General features: G+C 62.0%; 19 protein-coding genes. 14 read left to right on the top strand and 5 right to left on the bottom strand.

Features of this window, described 5'->3' with window-relative positions:
- Nucleotides 1-14: 14 nt before the first annotated feature.
- The 7 genes from hisS to BLS75_RS11360 all read left to right on the top strand — a co-directional run bounded on the left by hisS (nt 15) and on the right by BLS75_RS11360 (nt 7,426).
- Nucleotides 15-1,304, top strand: coding sequence for a histidine--tRNA ligase (gene hisS, locus BLS75_RS11390; RefSeq protein ID WP_072450876.1), 1,290 nt, complete (start codon nt 15-17; stop codon nt 1,302-1,304).
- Nucleotides 1,305-1,344: 40 nt separating this feature from the next.
- On the top strand, nt 1,345-1,986 hold the full coding sequence (locus BLS75_RS11385) for a tetratricopeptide repeat protein (RefSeq protein ID WP_011063205.1): 642 nt from the start codon (nt 1,345-1,347) through the stop codon (nt 1,984-1,986).
- The gene (bamB, locus tag BLS75_RS11380; protein WP_011063204.1) at nt 1,979-3,130 is read left to right on the top strand and encodes an outer membrane protein assembly factor BamB; all 1,152 of its coding nucleotides are present in this window, start codon (nt 1,979-1,981) and stop codon (nt 3,128-3,130) included. Before BLS75_RS11385 ends, bamB begins: the two co-directional genes overlap by 8 nt.
- Before the next feature lie 207 nt (nt 3,131-3,337).
- Nucleotides 3,338-4,810 carry a ribosome biogenesis GTPase Der gene (gene der, locus BLS75_RS11375; RefSeq protein ID WP_011063203.1) on the top strand — a complete coding sequence of 491 codons (1,473 nt, stop codon included), beginning with the start codon at nt 3,338-3,340 and terminating at the stop codon, nt 4,808-4,810.
- A 186-nt stretch (nt 4,811-4,996) separates the two neighbouring features.
- Nucleotides 4,997-6,145, top strand: coding sequence for a pyridoxal phosphate-dependent aminotransferase (locus BLS75_RS11370; RefSeq protein WP_072450875.1), 1,149 nt, complete (start codon nt 4,997-4,999; stop codon nt 6,143-6,145).
- Nucleotides 6,133-6,924: an amidohydrolase gene (locus BLS75_RS11365; protein ID WP_011063201.1), complete on the top strand. Its 792-nt coding sequence runs from the start codon at nt 6,133-6,135 to the stop codon at nt 6,922-6,924. Before BLS75_RS11370 ends, BLS75_RS11365 begins: the two co-directional genes overlap by 13 nt.
- A 94-nt stretch (nt 6,925-7,018) precedes the next feature.
- On the top strand, nt 7,019-7,426 hold the full coding sequence (locus tag BLS75_RS11360) for a hypothetical protein (RefSeq protein ID WP_072450874.1): 408 nt from the start codon (nt 7,019-7,021) through the stop codon (nt 7,424-7,426).
- A 97-nt stretch (nt 7,427-7,523) separates the two neighbouring features.
- On the opposite strand, the gene leuA is transcribed toward BLS75_RS11360, so the two are convergent.
- From leuA to BLS75_RS11340, 4 genes are all read right to left on the bottom strand, one after another.
- Nucleotides 7,524-9,203, bottom strand: coding sequence for a 2-isopropylmalate synthase (leuA, locus tag BLS75_RS11355; RefSeq protein WP_011063199.1), 1,680 nt, complete (start codon nt 9,201-9,203; stop codon nt 7,524-7,526).
- 376 nt (nt 9,204-9,579) lie between these two features.
- The gene (locus tag BLS75_RS11350) at nt 9,580-10,401 is read right to left on the bottom strand and encodes a peptidoglycan DD-metalloendopeptidase family protein (RefSeq protein ID WP_072450873.1); all 822 of its coding nucleotides are present in this window, start codon (nt 10,399-10,401) and stop codon (nt 9,580-9,582) included.
- A gap of 3 nt (nt 10,402-10,404) precedes the next feature.
- Nucleotides 10,405-11,784, bottom strand: a complete 1,380-nt coding sequence (gene xseA / locus BLS75_RS11345; protein WP_011063197.1) for an exodeoxyribonuclease VII large subunit — start codon at nt 11,782-11,784, stop codon at nt 10,405-10,407.
- 47 nt (nt 11,785-11,831) lie between these two features.
- Nucleotides 11,832-12,728, bottom strand: a complete 897-nt coding sequence (locus tag BLS75_RS11340) for a LysR family transcriptional regulator (protein ID WP_072450872.1) — start codon at nt 12,726-12,728, stop codon at nt 11,832-11,834.
- Nucleotides 12,729-12,829: 101 nt separating this feature from the next.
- Between BLS75_RS11340 and BLS75_RS11335 the strand changes: the two genes are divergently transcribed.
- The 6 genes from BLS75_RS11335 to BLS75_RS11310 all read left to right on the top strand — a co-directional run bounded on the left by BLS75_RS11335 (nt 12,830) and on the right by BLS75_RS11310 (nt 18,678).
- On the top strand, nt 12,830-13,600 hold the full coding sequence (locus BLS75_RS11335; protein ID WP_011063195.1) for a sulfite exporter TauE/SafE family protein: 771 nt from the start codon (nt 12,830-12,832) through the stop codon (nt 13,598-13,600).
- A 132-nt stretch (nt 13,601-13,732) separates the two neighbouring features.
- The gene (locus BLS75_RS11330) at nt 13,733-14,281 is read left to right on the top strand and encodes a sugar ABC transporter ATPase (RefSeq protein ID WP_072450871.1); all 549 of its coding nucleotides are present in this window, start codon (nt 13,733-13,735) and stop codon (nt 14,279-14,281) included.
- Between the two features lie 116 nt (nt 14,282-14,397).
- The gene (gene guaB, locus BLS75_RS11325) at nt 14,398-15,867 is read left to right on the top strand and encodes an IMP dehydrogenase (RefSeq protein WP_072450870.1); all 1,470 of its coding nucleotides are present in this window, start codon (nt 14,398-14,400) and stop codon (nt 15,865-15,867) included.
- A gap of 104 nt (nt 15,868-15,971) precedes the next feature.
- On the top strand, nt 15,972-17,549 hold the full coding sequence (gene guaA, locus BLS75_RS11320; protein ID WP_011063192.1) for a glutamine-hydrolyzing GMP synthase: 1,578 nt from the start codon (nt 15,972-15,974) through the stop codon (nt 17,547-17,549).
- A gap of 323 nt (nt 17,550-17,872) precedes the next feature.
- The gene (locus BLS75_RS11315) at nt 17,873-18,151 is read left to right on the top strand and encodes a hypothetical protein (protein ID WP_026019975.1); all 279 of its coding nucleotides are present in this window, start codon (nt 17,873-17,875) and stop codon (nt 18,149-18,151) included.
- Nucleotides 18,152-18,156: 5 nt separating this feature from the next.
- Nucleotides 18,157-18,678 (top strand): helix-turn-helix transcriptional regulator, encoded by a 522-nt coding sequence (locus BLS75_RS11310; protein WP_072450869.1) that lies wholly within the window; start codon nt 18,157-18,159, stop codon nt 18,676-18,678.
- A 16-nt stretch (nt 18,679-18,694) separates the two neighbouring features.
- Here the strand turns inward: BLS75_RS11310 and treR are convergent, their stop codons facing one another.
- Entirely contained in the window at nt 18,695-19,399 is a 705-nt protein-coding gene (gene treR / locus BLS75_RS11305) for a trehalose operon repressor (protein WP_011063188.1), read from the bottom strand.
- Between the two features lie 229 nt (nt 19,400-19,628).
- On the opposite strand from treR, the gene treP reads away from it, so the two are divergent.
- Nucleotides 19,629-21,071: a PTS system trehalose-specific EIIBC component gene (gene treP / locus BLS75_RS11300; protein WP_072450868.1), complete on the top strand. Its 1,443-nt coding sequence runs from the start codon at nt 19,629-19,631 to the stop codon at nt 21,069-21,071.
- Nucleotides 21,072-21,111 lie beyond the last annotated feature (40 nt).

Raw genomic sequence — 21,111 nt, 5'->3', positions numbered from 1 at the left:
TTTAAGGATTTTTTGTGAGCAAGTCTCTGCAAGCCATTCGTGGCATGAATGACATCCTGCCCGAGCAGACGCCCCTGTGGCGTTATTTCGAGGGTACTGTGGCGCGCCTGCTGGATAACTACGGTTACAAGCAGATCCGCATGCCGATCGTTGAGTTCACCGAGCTGTTCAAACGCTCCATCGGTGAAGTGACCGACATCGTCGAAAAAGAGATGTACACCTTCGAAGATCGCAACGGCGACTCCCTCACCTTGCGTCCGGAAGGCACCGCTGCCTGTGTCCGTGCAGTGCTGGAGCACGGCATTACCGGCGGTGGCCAGGTGCAGAAGCTGTGGTACATCGGCCCGATGTTCCGTCACGAGCGCCCGCAGAAAGGCCGTTATCGCCAGTTCCACCAGATCGGTTGCGAGGTATTCAACCTCGACGGGCCAGACATCGATGCTGAACTGATCGTGCTGACCTGGCGCCTGTGGGGCGAGCTGGGCATCCGTGATGCGGTCAAGCTCGAACTCAACAGCCTGGGTACCGCCGAAGCGCGCGCGCGCTATCGCGACGCGCTGGTGGAGTTCCTGTCGGCGCGCATGGACAAGCTGGACGAAGACAGCCAGCGCCGCCTGAAGACCAACCCGCTGCGGGTGCTGGATACCAAGAACCCGGACACTCAAGCCGTGCTGGTGGATGCGCCCAAGCTGGCCGAATACCTGGACGAAGAGTCCCGCGTGCACTTCGAAGGCCTCAAGGCCCGCCTGGATGCTGCGGGTATCCCCTATGTGATCAACCCCAAGCTGGTGCGTGGGCTGGATTACTACAGCAAGACCGTTTTCGAATGGGTCACCGACAAGCTCGGTGCCCAGGGCACTGTCTGTGCCGGTGGCCGTTACGATGGCCTGGTGGAGCAGATGGGCGGCAAGCCTACGTCGGGCGTTGGCTTTGCCATGGGGATCGAGCGTCTGGTGCTGCTGCTGGAAACCCTGGAGCAGGTCCCGGAAGAGATCTCGCGTCAGGTCGACGTTTACCTCTGCGCCTTCGGTGAGGCCGCCGAACTGGCCGCTCTGGCGCTGAGCGAGCGTGTTCGCGATCAATTGCCGAACCTGCGTCTTCAGATCAATGCCGGTGCTGGCAGCTTCAAAAGCCAATTCAAGAAGGCCGACAAGAGCGGCGCGCTGTATGCGCTGATCCTCGGTGACGACGAATTGGCCCAGCAAGTGGTAGGTTTCAAACCCCTGCGTGGCCAGGGCGAACAACAAAGCATTGCCTGGGATGCACTCGCTGCGCACCTGGCCACCTGCGTCGTGCAGGGTTGAAGCTGTCAAACAGCCGATTTAGCGAATAAGGAGTATTGGGGTGTCGAGTACCGAAGATGAACAGCTGGCGGAATTGAAAGACTGGTGGCAGCGTAACGGCAAACCCTTGGTGACTGGCGGCCTGCTGGCCCTGGTTATCGTGTTCGGCTGGCAAGCCTGGCACAAGTATCAGAACAATCAGTCGCAAGGCGCTTCGGTGCTCTATCAGCAACTGCTGGAAACTACCCTGACGCCGGATGGCAAGCCTGATGCGGCTCGTGTTACGGACCTGGCGGGCAAGCTCAACAGCGAGTTCGGCGGTACTGCCTACGCGCAGTACGGCAACCTGTTCGTGGCCAAAGTGGCAGTAGACACCGGCAAGCTGGACGATGCAGCGGCACAGCTCAAGGCCGTGGCCGACAAGCCCGCCAACCCGACCCTGGGTGAAGTGGCGCGTCAGCGCCTGGCACAGGTACTGGCGGCGCAGAACAAGGCCGACGAGGCTCTGAAGCTGCTCGACGGCGATGCCGACAAGGCATTCCTGGCGACTCGTGAAGAACTCAAGGGCGATCTGCTGGTCCAGCTGGGCCGTGTGGACGAAGCCCATGCGGCATACCAAAAAGCCAAGGCGGCGCTCTCGGATGAAGCGGCAGTCGGTGGCCTACAAATCAAGCTGGACGACCTGGCCAAAGGGGATGCATGACGTGATCCGTTGGAAACATGCAGCATTGCTGGCTCTGGCCTTGTTGGCCGCGGGTTGCAGCAGCAACAGCAAGAAAGAACTGCCACCGGCGGAACTGGTCGACTTCAAAGAAGAAGTGGTCCTGCAGAAGCAGTGGAGCCGTTCGATCGGTGACGGTCAGGGCGAAACCTACAACATGCTGGTGCCAGCCATCGATGGTGACACCATCTATGCCGCTGACGTGACCGGCGTGGTGGTTTCCATGGATCGCATGAATGGCGACGTCAAATGGAAGAAAGATCTCGAACTGCCTGTTTCCGGCGCCGTTGGCGTGGGTTATGGGCTGGTCATGATCGGCACTCTGAAAGGCGAAGTGGTTGCCCTGGATGCCTCCAGCGGTGAAGAGAAATGGCGTGCCCGTGTGACCAGTGAAGTGCTGGCTCCGCCAGCTACCAACGGTGACGTGGTGGTGGTGCAGACTCAGGACGACCGCGTGATTGGCCTTGAAGCCAGCACCGGTCACCAGATCTGGCTCTACGACAGCACTCCAGCGGTGTTGACCCTGCGGGGCACCAGTGCGCCGTTGGCAACCAACCGTCTGGCCCTGGCCGGTCTTTCCACCGGCAAGGTGGTCGCGCTGGATATTCGCAACGGCGTGCCGGTGTGGGAGCAGCGTGTAGCCATTCCACAAGGCCGTTCCGAACTGGATCGGGTCGTGGACATCGACGGTGGCCTGCTGCTGTCCGGTGGCACCCTGTACGTTGCCAGCTACCAGGGGCGTGTGGTTGCCCTGGACCTGGAGAGCGGCCGTCCGCTGTGGCAGCGTGATGCTTCCAGCTACGCCGGTGTGGCCCAAGGGTTCGGCAGCGTTTATGTCAGCCTGTCCTCGGGTACCGTGGAAGGCGTGGACGAGCGTTCGACTACCGCGCTGTGGAGCAACGACTCCCTGGCTCGCCGCCAACTGTCGGCACCGGAAGTCTTCTCCAGCTACGTGGCCGTGGGCGACCTGGAAGGTTACCTGCACCTGCTGAGCCAGGTTGACGGTCGCTTCGTCGGTCGTACGCGCATCGATAGCGACGGTCTGCGTGCTCGTCCGCTGGTGGTGGGCGACATGATTTATGTGTATGGCAACAGCGGCAAACTGGAAGCCCTGACCATCAAGTAATGGTTTGACTATGCTTGGGGTGATCCCCAAGCGAACTGCAGGAGCGAGCGTGCTCGCGATGGATGCCAGGTGACGCCAGCTTGCTGGACGAGCGCGGCGCCATGGAGTTAATCGCGAGCACGCTCGCTCCTACAGTGCTGCCCCGAGCACCAGCCGCTGCCTCGCAGCGGCTTTTGTATTTTCTGAATTAACGCAGTGGAGAGCCGCATGGTTCCCGTAATCGCCCTGGTGGGCCGACCTAACGTCGGCAAGTCCACCTTGTTCAACCGCCTGACTCGGACTCGCGACGCCATTGTCGGCGACCTGTCCGGTCTGACCCGTGATCGCCAATACGGTGAGGCCAAGTGGCAAGGGCGTACCTATATTCTGATCGACACCGGCGGTATCTCCGGTGACGAGCATGGCATGGATGAAAAGATGGCCGAGCAGTCGCTGCTGGCCATCGAAGAAGCTGATGTGGTGTTGTTCCTGGTGGACGCCAAGGCCGGGTTTACCGCGGCCGACCAGATGATCGGCGAGCACCTGCGCAAACGTAACAAGACTTCCTACGTGATCGCCAACAAGGTCGACAACATCGACCCGGACATGGCCCGCGCCGAGTTCGCGCCGCTGGGCATGGGCGATGCCATCCCGATCGCCGGTGCTCATGGCCGCGGTATCACCCAGATGCTGGAAATCGCCCTGAGCGAATTCCCCAAGGATGACGCTGACGAGCCGGAAGAAGGCGAGGAAGAGATCGTTGCCGAGGGTGAGGAAGCCAAGCGCATTCCGGGCCCGAGCGAGAAGGACGGGATCAAGATCGCCATCATCGGTCGTCCCAACGTCGGCAAGTCGACCCTGGTCAACCGCATGCTCGGTGAAGACCGGGTGATCGTCTATGACCAGCCCGGCACCACCCGCGACAGTATCTACATCCCGTTCGAGCGCAACGACGAGAAGTACACCCTGATCGACACCGCCGGTGTGCGCAAGCGCGGCAAGATCCACGAGGAAGTTGAAAAGTTCTCGGTGGTCAAGACGCTGCAGGCGATCAAGGACGCCAACGTGGTGATCTTTGTCATGGACGCCCGCGAAGGTGTGGTGGACCACGACCTGAACCTGCTGGGCTTTGCCCTGGAAGCCGGTCGGGCCCTGGTGATCGCCCTGAACAAGTGGGACGGCATGCAGCCGAGCGAGCGCGACTATGTGAAGACCGAGCTGCAACGCCGGCTGTTCTTCGTCGACTTCGCCGATATCCACTTCATCTCGGCGCTGCACGGTACCGGTGTGGGCAACCTCTACCAGTCGGTGCAGAACTCCTTCAAGTCGGCGGTAACCCGCTGGCCCACCAGCCGCCTGACGCAGATCCTCGAAGATGCCGTTGGCGAGCACGCGCCGCCCATGGTCAACAATCGCCGGATCAAACTGCGCTACGCCCACTTGGGTGGTGCCAACCCGCCGCTGATCGTGATCCACGGCAACCAGGTGGAGAAGGTGCCCAAGTCTTATGTGCGCTATCTGGAAAACACCTACCGCCGAGTCTTGAAGCTGGTAGGTACGCCGATCCGCATCGAGTTCAAGGGCGGCGAGAACCCGTACGAAGGCAACAAGAACACGCTGACCGACCGCCAGGTCAACAAGAAGCGTCGCTTGATGTCGCACCACAAGAAGGCCGACAAGAAGCGCCGCGACAAGCGCTGACCGGCTTAGGGGCTGGCTTGCCGGTGAAGCTCCGGACCTGCTTCAGAGCTTCGCTGGCAAGCCAGTTCCTACGGGATCTGTGTGGATAAGAGGGCGCCCCGGGCGCCCTTTTTCATGCCTGGCGTTTGGGCTATTCTCGGGGACCTCCGCGCCGCCGTAGTGCGGACTGCTCAGCAGGGAATCCTCATGATCATCAGTAAGTTGCCGAATGTCGGCACCACCATCTTCACGCAAATGTCCCAGCTCGCGGTGGAAACCGGAGCGCTCAACCTGTCCCAGGGCTTTCCTGATTTCGATGGCCCGCAAGCCCTGCGTGATGCGCTTGGCTGGCATGCCGCCAATGGCCATAACCAGTACGCGCCCATGACTGGCCTACCGGCACTGCGCCAGCAGGTCGCCGCGAAAATCGCCCGCAGCTATGGCGTCCAGGTCGATGCGGACGCTGAGGTGACCATCACCCCCGGTGCGACCCAGGCAATCTTCTGTGCCATCCAGGCGGTGATCCAGCGCGGTGACGAAGTCATTGTGTTCGACCCCAGTTACGACAGCTATGAGCCGTCGGTGGAGCTGGCCGGTGGGCGTTGTGTGCATGTGCCGTTGGCAGGGCAGGGCTTTGCCCTCGATTGGCAGAAACTCGGCGAAGCCCTGAGTCCGCGCACGCGGATGATCATCCTCAATTCGCCGCACAACCCCAGTGGTGCCTTGATCAGCCGGGCCGAGCTGGAGCAGCTGGCGGCGTTGATCCGTGATCGCGATATCTACCTGGTCAGTGACGAGGTCTATGAACACCTGGTGTTCGATGGCGTGCCTCATGTCAGTGTGCTGGCCCATGAGGAGCTGTATCAGCGTGCCTTTGTAGTCAGTTCGTTCGGTAAAACCTATCACGTGACCGGCTGGAAGACCGGTTATGTGGTTGCACCACCGGCCCTGAGCGCCGAGCTGCGCAAGGTGCATCAATATGTCAGCTTCTGCGGGGTCACGCCTTTGCAGTACGCTCTGGCGGACTTCATGGCCGAGCACCCGGAACATGTCGAAGAGTTGCCGGCTTTTTACCAGGCCAAGCGTGATCTGTTCTGCGATCTGTTGAGCGCATCGCGCTTCAGCTTCAACCGGGTGTCGGGTACCTATTTTCAATTGGTGGACTATTCGCAGATTCGTCCAGACTTGAATGATGTCGACATGGCGATATGGATGACCCGCGAACACGGCGTGGCGGCCATTCCGGTGTCGGTGTTCTATCAGCAGCCGCCCCAGGGGCAGCGCCTGGTGCGTCTGTGTTTCGCCAAGCGCGAGGAGACGTTGCGCCAAGCAGCGGAGAAACTATGCGTGATCTGAGTGCATTACCCGATCTGAATCTGGCCCTGATCCAGACCACCCTGGCCTGGCATGACCGCCAGGCCAACTTCGAGCATTTCGAGCAGTTGCTGGAGCAGGCCCGTGGTGCAGATCTGATCATCCTGCCGGAAATGTTTACCACCGGATTCTCCATGGAATCCGCGACTCTCGCGGAAGCGGAGAATGGCCCTACCAGCAAATGGCTACGTGGCCAGGCGAAGAAGCTGAATGCGGTGATCACCGGCAGCGTGATAATCCAGGCAGCGGATGGCAGCCATCGCAATCGCTTGCTGTGGGCGCGCCCTGACGGTGAGGTCTGGCACTACGACAAGCGCCACTTGTTTCGCATGGCCGGCGAGCACAATCACTACACGCCGGGGGAACGGCAGGTACAGTTCGAGCTCAAGGGTTGGCGTATTCGCCCGCTGATCTGCTACGACCTGCGGTTTCCGGTGTGGAGCCGGGACGCCCAGGACACCGACCTGCTGCTTTACACCGCCAATTGGCCGGGTGCCCGCCGCCTGCACTGGAATCGCCTGCTGCCAGCCCGGGCCATTGAAAACCTCTGCTACGTTGCGGCGGTGAACCGGGTGGGCACCGACGGCAAGGGCTTTGCCTATACCGGAGACAGCCAGGTTCTGGACTATCAGGGCGAAACCCTGCTCAGCGCCGGGGAGGCCGATGGCGTCTTCCAGGTGTGCCTGAACGCGGGTGAACTGGCGGCTTACCGTGCGCGTTTTCCGGCGAACCTCGACGCCGATACCTTCATGTTCACTTAGGATCGCTTCGGCACGGCACACTTTTTTACAGGTTGTGAATATCAAGCTTTGAGGGTGAAGGCCGATAGCAGGATCAGTTCAGGAGGAATCAATCATGACTACCATCACTGCCACCATCGTCAATCCTTACCCCCTGTCGGCACCCAAAACTGCTTCGACTGAAGCCGAAGGCAACAGCACCAGCCCGTTGGCGCCGGTGGATGACAGCAAGGACGGTCAGGATAAGGAACTGCGGGTCAACTCTGGCGATGCCAATATCGATGCGGTAAAGGCCGGTGGTGATCCGGTCAAGGCGCTGCAGAAACAGATCGAGCAGACCCAGAAAACCCTGACCGAACAGCAGGCCCAATTGGCCAACGTGCAGAAGGGCCAGGCCAGCGACGAACAGAAAGCCCAGCAGGTGATGGAAGTCCAGGCGCAGATCGCCGTGACCAACAGCACCTTGCAGGTGCTGCAGGCGGCTTTGCTGCAAGCCATGTTCAGCGTTGATGTGCATGCCTGAAACAGTCGTTGCTGACATTTAGCTGGTGTTATCTGTTCCGGCATAAAAAAGGCCCCGGGGAGTCGAGCTCCTCGGGGCCTTTCGCTTTTGGCAGCCTTTAGGCTGCCTTGGCCTGCTGCTCGCTCAAGGAGCGGTTCAGCGCACTGAACAGCGCCTTGAAGCTGGCGGTGGTGATGTTTTCGTCGATACCGACGCCGTGCACGGCGCGCTCACCGTTGACCCGCAGTTCGATGTAGGCCGCCGCCTTGGCGTTGGTGCCGGCGCCGATCGCGTGCTCGTTGTAGTCCATGATCTCCACCGGAACCGGCAGCCCGGCCACCAGCGCTTCCAGGGCACCGTTGCCCTTGCCGCGCCAACTGAGGTTGGTCTCGCCCTGGCCCTTGCTCGAGACTTCCACTTCCACGGCGCTGTGGCCGTTCTCTTCCTGCAAGCGATGGCTGACCAGCGCGTAGGGAGTGTTGGCCTGCAAGTACTCGCTGTGCAACAGCGCGTGGATCTGCTGGGCGGTCATTTCCAGGCCCAGGCGGTCGGTTTCCCGCTGCACCACCTGGCTGAACTCGATCTGCATGCGGCGTGGCAAGCTGATGCCGTATTCCTGCTCGAGCAGGTAGGCGATACCACCCTTGCCCGACTGGCTGTTGACGCGGATCACCGCCTCATAGCTGCGACCGATATCGGCCGGGTCGATCGGCAAGTACGGCACCTCCCACAAGCCATCGGCTTTCTGCTGGGCGAAGCCCTTGCGGATCGCGTCCTGGTGCGAGCCGGAGAACGCGGTGTGGACCAGGTCGCCGACATAAGGGTGACGCGGGTGCACGGCAATCTGGTTGCACTCTTCCACGACTTTGCGCACTCCGTCGATATCGGAGAAATCCAGTTCAGGGTTCACACCCTGGGTGTAGAGGTTCAAGGCCACAGTGACCAGGTCGACGTTACCGGTACGCTCGCCGTTGCCGAACAGGCAGCCTTCGACACGGTCGGCGCCGGCCATCAGGCCCAGCTCGGTGGCGGCCACGCCCGTACCGCGGTCGTTGTGGGTGTGCAGGCTGATGAGCACGCTGTCACGACGGTTGATGTTGCGGCAGAACCACTCGATCTGGTCGGCGTAGATGTTCGGTGTGGCGACTTCAACGGTGGCCGGCAGGTTGAGGATCACCTTGTTGCTTGGCGTGGCGTTCCAGACTTCCACCACGGCGTCGCAGACTTCCTTGGCGAACTCCAGCTCGGTGGCGCTGAAGGTCTCTGGCGAGTACTCGAACTGCCACTGGGTTTCCGGTTGCTGGGCGGCGTATTTGACGAACAGCTTGGCCGCATTCACCGCGATCTCTTTCACACCGGCCTTGTCCTGGTTGAAGACAATGCGGCGGAACGAAGGGCTGGTGGCGTTGTACAGGTGGACGATGGCCTTTTTCGCTCCACGCAAGGACTCGAAGGTGCGGGCGATCAAGTCTTCACGGGCCTGGGTCAATACCTGGATGGTGGTGTCGTCCGGAATGTGGCCGCCTTCGATCAGGGTGCGCACGAAGTCGAAGTCGGTTTGCGAAGCGGCCGGGAAAGAAGCTTCGATTTCCTTCACACCCACAGCCACCAGGGTCTTCCAGAAGCGCAGCTTCTTGACGGCATCCATCGGTTCGATCAACGACTGGTTGCCATCACGCAGGTCCGAACTGCACCAGATCGGCGCGCTGGTGATGGTTTTCGACGGCCAGGTACGGTCCGGCAAGTTGATGGTCGGGAACGCGCGGTACTTGGAGGATGGGTCTTTGAGCATGGTCATGGAGAAATCCTTATTGTCCGGGCCGAAAAGAGGCGGCCTGCCGGTGAATCAAGAGTGAGGTTGACGCAGGGGGATGAGGCACCGCGATTCAGCCTGGCAGTCGTGCGCTGACGAGGCAGAGGCTCCGGTGTTGACGACGCTGAATGAGGGTGTGAGAGGTTTTCATGTGCTCAACCCTAACCACTGGGGTGAGAGATGGCAAGCAGTCGAAAAAAATTGAGAGGAATACTCGAAAACAAAGCTATATCGAGATTTTATGCTGGGTATTCTTTGAAAGAATACTAACGATTGCGCAGTCGAGTAGGGCTGCGCAATCCCTGTGGGCGTCGGCTCGCCGCTGAATCAATGCCTGATGCAGGCAAGCGGCGCTGCGCGATCAGGGCTGGAAGGCCCCGATAAAGATGGCCGGATCGACCCGCGCATCATTCAGGCTGACGTTCCAGTGCATATGCGGCCCGGTGGCGCGGCCGGTCGCCCCCACCTTGCCCACCACGGCGCCACGGGCCAGGGACTGGCCGATCTTCACGTCGATTTTCGACATGTGGCAGAACATGCTGATGAAGCCCTGGCCGTGGTCGACGAACACGGTGTTGCCGTTGAAGAAGTAGTTGCCGATCAGGATCACTTTGCCCGCCGCCGGGGTCTTGATCGGTGTGCCTGCCGGCACCGCGAAGTCCAGGCCCGCGTGAGGGTTGCGCTCTTCACCGTTGAAGAAACGGCGTACGCCGAACTTGCTCGACAGGGGGCCATTCACCGGCTTGTCCAACAGCAGGTTGCTTGGGGTGTTGGGGCTGAAGCTGCGGTAGGCGCGGATCTGTTCCGCCAACTCGCCGTCGATGCGCTTGAGGTCCGCCGGGTTCGGATTGACCTGGCGCTGGTTCTTCAGGGTGATGTGCTGCTCCGGGTATTTCTTGTTGCCGACCACGAAGTTCAGGCTGCGCCCGCCGGCGCTTACTTGTTGAGTGCCGGGCTTGACCGTCAGCGGGATGCCGACAATCGCCAGCCAGTTGTTCTGCTCCTTCACCACCAGCACCGGCTTGCCCTGGTAGCTGGCCTTGGGCGCCTGGGCGGCGCTGCCCAGGTCGACCACCGCTACGCCACCGGGCACGGGTTTGTTCAGCAGGCGGGTGATGTAGCTGTCGGCGTGAGCATTGAAGGCCAGGCACAGCAACAGCAGGGAGTAGAGAAAACGCGGCATGGATCAATCCAGTAGAGAAAGGGTGACGGGCGTCAGGTGGTTGTCTTCGACGCGTACTTGCAGCTCGCCTTCGCCCAGGCGGGCACTGAGGCGCTGGCCTGGGCGGGTCTGGCCGGCACTGCGAATGGCCTGCCCGCGATCGTCCAGCAGGATGCTGTAACCGCGCCCCAGGGTGGCCAGGGGGCTGACCACATGCAGGGTCTGCATCTGGCTGTGCAATTGCAGGCGGCGGCCCTTGAGGCCTTCGCGCATGGCCCGGGGCAGGCGTTCGGCCAGGCTGTCCAGACGCTGGCGCAGCAGTGCCAGTTGCCGCCCCGGATGCTGGGCTCCGAGGCGGGTTTCCAGGCGGATCAAGCGTTCGCGACGGGTATTGAGGCTGCGCTCGAAGGCGCGGCGCAGGCGCATGTCCAGGTCGTCCAGGCGCTGTGCCTGCTGGCGCAGGCGTTCGCCGGGATGGCGCAGGCGTCGGGCCAGGCCGTCCAGGCGCAGCCGGTCGCGCACCAGCCGGTCGCGCATGCGCATCACCAGGCGTCGATGCAGGTTGTCGACCCGGCGTTGCAGGTCACTGGAATCGGGGGCCAGCAGTTCGGCTGCTGCGGAAGGCGTGGGCGCGCGAACGTCGGCCACGAAATCACTGATGGAGACGTCGGTTTCATGGCCGACGGCGCTGACGATCGGTGTCACGCAGGCATCCACCGCACGGGCCACGGCTTCTTCGTTGAAGCACCAGAGGTCCTCCAGGGAGCCGCCGCCACGGGCCAGGATCAGCGCGTCGAAGCCCCGGGCGTCGGCCAGCTGCAGGGCCCGGACGATCTGCGCCGTAGCCTCGCGACCCTGCACGGCGGTAGGGATCAGGGTCAGCACGACCTGCGGTGCGCGGCGCCGGAACACACTGATGATGTCGCGGATCACCGCGCCGGTGGGCGAACTGATGATGCCGATGCGTTGCGGATGGGCCGGTAGTGGCACTTTGCGTTCGGCGCTGAACAGCCCTTCGGCGCTCAGCTTGTCTTTCAGGGCATCGAAAGCCAGGCGCAGGGCGCCATCACCGGCCGGTTCCACGGTGTCGAGAATCAGCTGGTAGTCACCGCGCCCTTCGAACAGCGAGACCTTGCCCCGCACCTTGACCGCCAGGCCGTCCTTCAGCGCCTGGCGGACCCGTGCGGCGTTCTGCCGGAACAGTGCGCAGCGCACCTGGGCGCCGCTGTCCTTGAGGGTGAAGTACACATGGCCGGAAGCCGGGCGGGCGAGGTTGGAGATCTCGCCCTCCACCCAGATATTGCTGAACACGTCCTCGAGCAGCACCCGGGCGCGGCCGTTGAGCTGGGTGACGGTGAGGACCTCGCGGTCCAGGCCGAGTCGTGCGAAGGGATCTTTAATCATGGGGCGCAGTTTAAAGGCCTGTCTCTGAATGGAACAACGCAAATCAACTACAAGTGATTGCGAAAATGTTCGACGAATTGCGCCACCAGGGGCGTCGGCTCCTGTCGATAGGCGAGGGCCACGGTGCTCTGGCAATCGGCATCCGCCAGCGGCAGGAAGCGGATGCTGGCCGGGGCGATGTCCTGCATCGACTCGGGCAGCAGGGCGATGCCGAAGCCGGCCTGGATCAGTTGCAATTGGGTGGTCTTGCGCGACATCACCCGCGCCGCCCTGGGAAAAAAGCCCTGGCGCATGCACAGCTCGGCCGAGAGGTAACTCAAGCCGCCCCGCTGGGGGTGGGGGATGGAGATGAAGGCTTCCTCGCGAAGCTGGGCCAGGTCGACGCCCCCGGCCGGAGGGTCCAGCGCCAGTGGGTGCTGAGGTGGCACCGCAAGCAGCAAGGGTTCGGCGAACAGGGGCGTGATCTGTACACCTGCCCGTTGACGTAACACCGGCAGGCGCAACAGGCCGATATCCAGGTGCCCCTGCGCCAACTCTTCCAGTTGCGCCTCGGAAGACAGCTTGGCGATGTCCATCGAGGCTCCAGGGCAATGCTGCAAGTAGCTGCCGATGCCCTGGAGTAGCCGGCCGCTCATGGGCACGGTGCTGGAGTGGCTCAGGCGCAAGGTGCCCAATTGCCCCAGGCCTACCTGAGTGGCCAGTTCGCTGGCCTGGTGCAATTCGCTCAGCAGGTTGCGTGCCTTGGGGAAAAACGCTTCACCGGCCGCCGTCAGCCGCGGCAGGCGCGCGGTGCGCTCGAACAGTGGGGTCTGCAATTGGTTTTCCAGCTCCTTGATCTGCCGGCTGAGGGCTGACTGGGCGACGAACAGGCGCTCGGCGGCGGCGCTGAAGCTGCCGCATTCGGCGATTTCCACGAAATAGCGCAGTTGGCGGGTCGAAATCACGAGGCATGCCTTTTTGCGATGAGTTGGCGACTTGGACGATATTAGTCGCAAGGCTCACTGCTGGCTAAAGTCACTGCGTATTCAACTGGGAAGTCGCAGCGATGAGCGTGGTAATCGAGGGTTTGAACCAGTGGTCTTTCGGCCCGGGCAGTTGGTTGGTGATCGGCCTGGGTATCGCGCTGGCGTACATAGTGTTCGGCATTGCCGGGTTCGGTACGGCCCTGGTGGCCGGGCCGGTGTTGATCCTGTTCATGCCGCTGTCGAAGATCGTGCCGCTGCTGGTGCTCCTGGATTTTGTCGCGGCCTTTGGCAACCTTCTGCCGTCGCGCAAGGATGTGGCCAGGCCGGAGTTGCTGCGCCTGTTGCCCTGCATGGCAGTAGGTTGCACCTTGGGGGTGATCTTCCTGCTCAACCTCAAATCCGATCTATTGCTGCTATTGATGGGGCTGTTCATCAGTGCTTATGCCATCTACAGCCTGTGGGTGAAGGCGCGTCCGACCCAACTGGCGGCTGGCTGGGCGGTGCCGATGGGGATTGTCGGTGGGCTGTTTGGCGCCCTCTTCGGCAGTGGCGGCTTTCTATATGCCATCTACCTGAACAGCCGCCTGCCCAAGGACCCGGCGCGGGCGACCCAGAGCGCGCTGATCAGTTGCAGCACCGTGGTGCGCCTGAGCCTGTTCGCCCTGGCCGGGGTCTATGCCGAGTTGCCGCTGCTGCTATTGGCGCTATGCCTGTTGCCGGCGATGGCCTTGGGGTTGTGGATTGGCCGCCGGCTGACGATGAAACTGTCCCGGGAGGCTTTTGTACGCCTGGTGACCTGGCTGGTGCTGGCCAGTGGCGTTGCCTTGATCGGCCGTTACCTGAGTACTTGACCTGCTGGGGCCAGGGATTAAGCTGCGGGCCTTTGAATTCGTTCGCCGGCAGGCCGGCTCCTACAATTGATGACAGGAGCCGGCTTGCCGGCGAAAGCGTGAGTACCGTCCCCGCATGTTCCAGGCTTATCCATGAACTCCCAAAGCATCCTCGTCCCGAAAATTTCCACCCTGCCGGTGCACGAGCCCCGGGCCCGGGCGATCGTGCGCTGGCTGGTGCGCAAGAACATCGTCGAGGAAAGCCTCAGCACCTGCGGGCGCACGGGCAATCGCATGGGGCACGCCATTGCCGCCGGGGCACGGGAGGTGGTGCTGCGGCCAGAGGCGCTGCCCTTCGGCGAGCCGATCAATGGCCTGGAGATCATCACCAAACGCTGCATCTACACCCCGGCCAAGGGCTTTCTCGAAGAAGCCGGCTGTGCCGAGTGCCGGCAGGAAATCGGCGAAGCGCTGTTCGAGAGCCTGGAAGACTGGATGCCGGGGCGCACCGATAACTTCACCTGTCCCGAGTGCGGTCATGAAGATGACATCAACGGCTTTCTGTTTCTTCAGGAATGCGGTTTTTCCAACTTGGGCTTCATCTTCAACAACTGGGCCGAAGCGGGTTTTAAACAGAGCTTTATCGACGAGTTCGCCGAATGGCTGGATCAGCCGATAAGTTGGGTCAAGGTCGAGTTGTAGCGCGCGGATATCTCCATCTATCACTCCAGCGATATTAGCCAGAGTTTTACATTGAGCCCGGGTAGCTGTCTGAGTATAATGGCGCGCTTCCATTTTCCCGCCCGGGAGCCCCCGCGATGCTGCGTATCAGCCAAGAAGCCCTCACCTTCGACGACATTCTCCTAGTGCCCGGTTATTCCGAAGTACTGCCTAATGAAGTCAGTCTTAAGACCCGTTTGACCCGTGGCATCGAGCTGAATATTCCACTGGTTTCCGCCGCCATGGACACCGTCACTGAAGCCCGTCTGGCAATCGCCATGGCTCAGGAAGGCGGCATCGGCATCATCCACAAGAACATGACCATCGAGCAGCAGGCTGCCGAAGTGCGCAAGGTCAAGCGTTTCGAAGCCGGTGTGGTCAAGGACCCGATCACCATCGAGGCCGACGCCACTGTGCGTGACCTGCTCGAACTGACCAGCATGCATAACATCTCCGGTGTGCCGGTACTGCACAACGGCGACCTGGTGGGCATCGTGACTTCCCGCGACGTGCGTTTCGAAAGCCGTCTGGAAGTCAGCGTCCGTGAAGTGATGACGCCTAAAGAGCGCCTGGTCACGGTCAAGGAAGGCGCCGACAAGACCGCCGTCCGCGAGCTGCTGCACAAGCACCGCATCGAGCGTGTACTGATCGTCGACGGCGCCTTCGCCCTCAAGGGCATGATGACCGTCAACGATATCGAGAAAGCCAAGGCTTACCCTCTGGCCAGCAAGGACGACCAGGGTCGCCTGCGCGTCGGCGCTGCGGTCGGTACTGGCAAGGACACTGGCGATCGCGTTGCTGCGCTGGTCAATGCTGGTGTCGACGTGGTGGTGGTGGACACCGCCCACGGTCACTCCAAAGGCGTGATCGACCGCGTTCGATGGGTCAAGGAGAACTTCCCGCAAGTGCAGGTGATCGGCGGCAACATCGCTACTGGCGCTGCCGCCAAGGCCCTGGCCGAAGCTGGCGCCGACGCAGTCAAGGTCGGTATCGGCCCGGGCTCGATCTGCACCACCCGTATCGTTGCCGGTGTTGGCGTGCCGCAAATCAGCGCCATCGCCAATGTTGCAGCGGCGCTGGTAGGCACTGGCGTGCCGCTGATCGCCGACGGCGGTATCCGGTTCTCCGGTGACCTGTCCAAGGCCATCGTCGCCGGTGCTTCCTGCGTGATGATGGGTTCGATGTTCGCCGGTACCGAAGAGGCTCCAGGCGAGATCGAGCTGTTCCAGGGCCGCTCCTACAAGGCTTACCGGGGCATGGGTTCCCTGGGCGCCATGTCCCAGGCCCAGGGCTCTTCCGACCGCTACTTCCAGGACTCCTCCGCGGGTGCCGAGAAGCTGGTGCCGGAAGGTATCGAAGGTCGCGTGCCATACAAGGGCACCCTGACCGCGATCATCCATCAGCTGATGGGCGGCCTGCGTTCTTCCATGGGCTACACCGGTAGCGCCAACATCGAAGAAATGCGCACCAAGCCGGAGTTTGTCCGCATCACTGGTGCCGGCATGGCTGAATCCCACGTCCACGACGTGCAGATCACCAAGGAAGCGCCAAACTATCGCGTAGGTTGATAGTGATCGCCTCCAGGCCAAGGCCCGGAGGCGATTGACGAATTTAGTAACCGGGGCTGTGTTTTTCAGCCCCGTGTCGTTTCTGAAATTAGACGAGACTGACCATGGCCCTCGACATTCACGCTCACCGTATCCTGATCCTCGACTTCGGTTCCCAGTACACCCAACTGATCGCCCGCCGTGTGCGCGAGATCGGGGTCTACTGCGAACTGCATCCGTTCGACATGGACGACGAAGCGATCCGCGAATTCGCTCCCAAAGGCGTCATCCTCGCCGGCGGCCCCGAATCCGTGCACGAAGCCAACAGCCCTCGCTGCCCGCAGGCGGTGTTTGACCTGGGCGTTCCGGTCTTCGGCATCTGCTACGGCATGCAGACCATGGCCGAGCAGTTGGGCGGCAAGGTCGAAGGTTCCGAGCTGCGTGAGTTCGGCTATGCCCGGGTTGATGTAGTCGGCAAGAGCCGCCTGCTGGACGGCATCGAAGACCACGTCGACGCCGACGGCCTGTTCGGCCTAGACGTCTGGATGAGCCACGGTGACAAGGTCACCAAGATGCCGGAAGACTTCCACATCCTGGCCAGCACCCCGAGCTGCCCGATTGCCGGCATGTTCAACGACGACCTGCGCTACTACGGCGTGCAGTTCCACCCGGAAGTGACCCACACCAAGCAGGGCGGTCGCATCCTGTCGCGCTTCATCCTCGACATCTGCGGCTGTGAAGCGCTGTGGACCCCGTCGAAGATCGCCGAGGACGCGATTGCCCAGATCCGTGCCCAGGTTGGCACCGACAACGTCCTGCTGGGCCTGTCAGGCGGCGTCGACTCCTCGGTGGTCGCGGCCCTGCTGCACAAGGCCATCGGCGACCAGCTGACCTGCGTCTTCGTCGACAACGGCCTGCTGCGCCTGCACGAAGGCGAGCAAGTAATGGCCATGTTCGCCGAGAACATGGGCGTCAAGGTGATCCGCGCCAACGCCGAGGAGCAGTTCCTCAATAACCTGGCCGGCGAAGCCGACCCGGAGAAGAAGCGCAAGATCATCGGCCGTACCTTCATCGACGTATTCGATGCCGAATCCTGCAAGCTGGAAAACATCAAGTACCTGGCCCAAGGCACCATCTACCCGGACGTGATCGAGTCGGCTGGCGCGAAAAGCGGCAAGGCCCACGTGATCAAGTCGCACCACAACGTGGGCGGCCTGCCGGAAGAAATGAACCTCAAGCTGGTCGAGCCACTGCGCGAGCTGTTCAAGGACGAAGTCCGTCGTCTGGGCCTGGAACTGGGCCTGCCGTACGACATGGTCTACCGTCACCCGTTCCCGGGTCCGGGCCTGGGTGTGCGCATCCTCGGTGAAGTGAAGAAGGAATACGCCGACCTGCTGCGTCGCGCCGATCACATCTTCATCGAAGAGCTGCGCAAGGCCGACTGGTACCACAAGGTCAGCCAGGCATTCGTGGTGTTCCAGCCGGTGAAATCCGTGGGCGTGGTAGGTGATGGCCGTCGTTACGCCTGGGTCGTGGCCCTGCGCGCCGTGGAAACCATCGACTTCATGACCGCACGTTGGGCGCACCTGCCTTACGAACTGCTGGAAACCGTCAGCGGCCGGATCATCAACGAGATCGAAGGCATCTCCCGCGTCACTTACGACGTGTCGAGCAAGCCACCGGCCACGATTGAGTGGGAATGATCGGGGCCGAGTGATCGACGCTTGATCCATTCGCGTTAGCCAATGGCGATCGGGACCTTCGGGTGTCGATCGCCATTGTCGTTTCTGGGGGATTGCCTGCGGTACACATCGGCATTTGTGTTGCAGGACCTTTAGAGGCGGCGCTTTTTCGCCTTCCGGCAATATCACGTAAGACATGCTCGGCCCCTTGTCCTGGGCTTCTCTCTACCCTTGGATCTCCCCCCGCCTGTTTTTGCTGCGGCTTGTTCGCGGCGGGGTTTGATCGGAGGGTACAAGGTTGTCGGTTGACAACCTTGTGTGACTGGCGATACTGGAGGCTATGGATGGCTCGTGCAACTCATCCCAAGAAGGACATTGAAATGGCCCTGCGCTACGCCGAATGGCAGGGCTGGCGCATCGAGGTCGGCGGTGGTCATGCCTGGGGGCGGATCTACTGTCCGTACAACAACGAAGTGTGTCGCTGTGGCGAGTTCTGCATCACCAGCGTATGGCGCACGCCGAAGAATCCGACCCAGCACGCCCGGGCGTTATGCCGGGTGATCGATAACTGCACCCTGAACCAGCTGCGTGGAGCCAAGTCGCCGGCAGCCCGCAAGGAGTAAGCACCATGGAATACCTGTTCACCCTCAACTACCTGCTGCCGCGGGAGGGCTGTGATCCGCTGCAACTGGTGGAGCGCCTCGGTGCGGCGGGTTGCACCGACGTCCTGGTGGGCAGCGGCCTGGCCGGGCGCCTGGCCCTGGAGTTCAGTCGCGAAGCCGAGAGTGCCGAGGCGGCGCTGCTCAGTGCCTTGGGGGATATCAAGCGGATCATTCCCGAAGCGCGGCTGGTGGAGGCCAGCCCGGATTTTGTCGGTCTCAGCGAGATCGCCGAGATCGTCGGCGTGTCCCGGCAGAACATGCGCAAGCTGATGCTCGGCCATGCCGATAGTTTTCCCCTGGCGATCCATGAAGGCAGCGCTTCGCTGTGGCACTTGGCGGAGGTCCTGAGCTGGCTGGACAGCAAGGGCGGCTACGCCCTCAAGCACCCGGTGATCGAGGTGGCGCGGGTGGCGCAGCAGGTGAACACCGCCAAGGAGTCGCAGCGCATCGGCCCCCTCAGCGATGAACTGGTGGCCTTGCTGGGCTGATGGGGCAGGGTGGGGCTTAGCGCCGCGCCACGTCGGAGAAGTAGAACTTGTCCAGGGTGTGCCGTGATTCGGTGTACTCGAACTGACGCCCGTCCTGGAGAAAGGTCTGGTTGCTCACCACGATCACGTGGCTCTGGCCGTCCAGGTCGAGCAACTGCTGGTCGTCCTTGCTCCGCGGGCTGGCCTCGATGGTGCGTTGGGCGTAGCTGATGCTCAATTGCAGGGTTTGTTCGATGTAAGCATAGATCGACTGCTCGGCGATTTGCCGGTCCAGCCCTGGAATCAGATCGGCGACAAAGTGGTTGATGTCGAGAATCACCCGTTTGCCGTCAATGCGCCTGACCCGCTTGATCCGGGTGATCAGGCTGCCTTCTTCGGCTTGCAGATGGGCCCGCAGCGGGCCTTCGAGAGGAAACTGGCTGAACTCCACCACCTCGGTGCTGACGTCATCCCCCAGGCCTGGATAGGTTTCCTGGAAGCTGACGATGCCGCCCAGTTGGAACTCGATGGGATTGGGCGAGAGCACGAAGGTGCCCTTGCCGTGGATCTTCTGCGCGAAGCCGCGCTCCTGCAGCAGTTCGATGGCCTTGCGCACGGTGCCGCGGCTGGCCTGGTAGCTGTCCATCAGTTCGCTTTCCGAAGGCAGGCGGGCGCCACGCTCCAGACGTTCGGTGGTGATGCTGGCAAGCAGATCGCTGTAGATCTGGTTGTATTTGCTCATGGGATGGCTCTGTGCCGCGCTGTGCTCAAGGCAGGCACCTTAAGGGCTGCGCGGGGTATTTGTCCATGTACCTGGCAGGCCGGAGTCGGCTCGGAAAAGCACATTTCGAGCGTTGGCCCGAAGAAAAATCCAAACTCGTCTGTACGAGTTGTTGATTTAACTCGTACAGACGAGTAGTTTCCTCCTCGGCGTGCTGCCAATAACAAAAATCTCAGGTGGAAGAACGAGCATGAGCCACGACTATTCAACGATCGCCAGCGAGTTGCTGCACAGCCTCGGTGGCGCCGACAACCTCGAGCAGGCTGCCCATTGCGTGACCCGCCTGCGCCTGGCCCTGAAGGACCCGAGCCGGGTCGACAGCGCCACGCTCAATCAGATCGACCTGGTCAAGGGATCGTTCTTCACCGGCGGCCTGTTCCAGGTCGTGATCGGCCCCGGCGAAGTGGAAAAGGTCTATGCGGCGCTGCGTGAGCAGACTGGCCTTGCGGCCTCGACCATTGCCGATGTGAAGGACAAGGGCGCGCAGAAGACCCACGCCATGCAGCGTCTGGTGCGGGTGTTCTCCGATGTGTTCATGCCTATCCTGCCGGCCCTGATCATCGCCGGCCTGCTGATGGGGGTGAACAACCTGCTGGGTGCCAAGGGCATGTTCATCGAGGGCCAGACCCTGCTCGAGGCCTACCCGGGCCTGGACGGGCTGTGGAGCCTGATCAACCTGATGGCCAACACTTCCTTCGTGTTCCTGCCGGCCCTGGTGGGCTGGTCGGCGGCCAAGCGCTTCGGCGGCAGCGAGATCCTCGGCATCGTCCTGGGCCTGATGCTGGTGCACCCGGACCTGCTCAACGCCTGGAACTACGGCAAGGCCGTGGCCGGGCTGGATGGCCAGAGCCTGCCGTACTTCGACATCCTCGGCCTGTTCCAGATCGAGAAGGTCGGCTACCAGGGGCAGATCCTGCCGATCCTGCTGGCAGCCTATGTGATGAGCGTGATCGAAAAATGGCTGCGGGCCCGGGTGCCCAACGCCATTACCCTGCTGGTGGTGCCCATCACCACCATCGTGGTCACCGGGGTGCTGGCCCTGGCGGTCATCGGCCCGGTGACCCGCCATCTGGGGATCCTGATCACCGAAGGCGTGGTCACCCTGTTCGACCTGGCGCCGGTGGTGGGTGGGGCGATCTTTGGCCTCCTCTATGCGCCGCTGGTGATCACCGGCATGCATCACATGTTCCTGGCGGTCGATCTGCAACTGATCTCCACCCAGGGCGGCACCTTTATCTGGCCCATGATCGTCATGTCCAACCTGGCCCAGGGCAGCGCGGCCCTGGCGGTGTTCACCATGAGCCGCAATGCCCGGGACCGCAGCATGGCTTCGACCTCGGCGATCTCGGCCTATTTCGGCATCACCGAGCCGGCGATGTTCGGCGTCAACCTGCGCTACAAGTTTCCGTTCTATGCCGCGCTGATCGGTTCGGCCCTGGGCAGCATCTTCCTCTCGCTGAACAAGGTCCAGGCCTCGGCCATCGGCGTCGGTGGGCTGCCGGGGTTCATCTCGATCATTCCGCAATACATCCCGATGTTCGTGATCGGCATGGTCGTCGCCCTGGTGGTGCCTTTCGTCCTGACCTGCGGCCTGAGCCTGAAGATCATCCGTCCCGGCTATCGAGTGGCCTGACCGGCCCTGCAGGAGCCGGTTCGCCGGCGAATGCCCTCGC

Source organism: Pseudomonas sp. NFPP12 (genome assembly GCF_900103205.1).
GTDB classification, from domain to species: Bacteria; Pseudomonadota; Gammaproteobacteria; order Pseudomonadales; family Pseudomonadaceae; genus Aquipseudomonas; species Aquipseudomonas protegens.
Note: the sequence above shows the minus strand (reverse complement) of the source record. Positions and strands in the feature narration are given on the sequence as shown.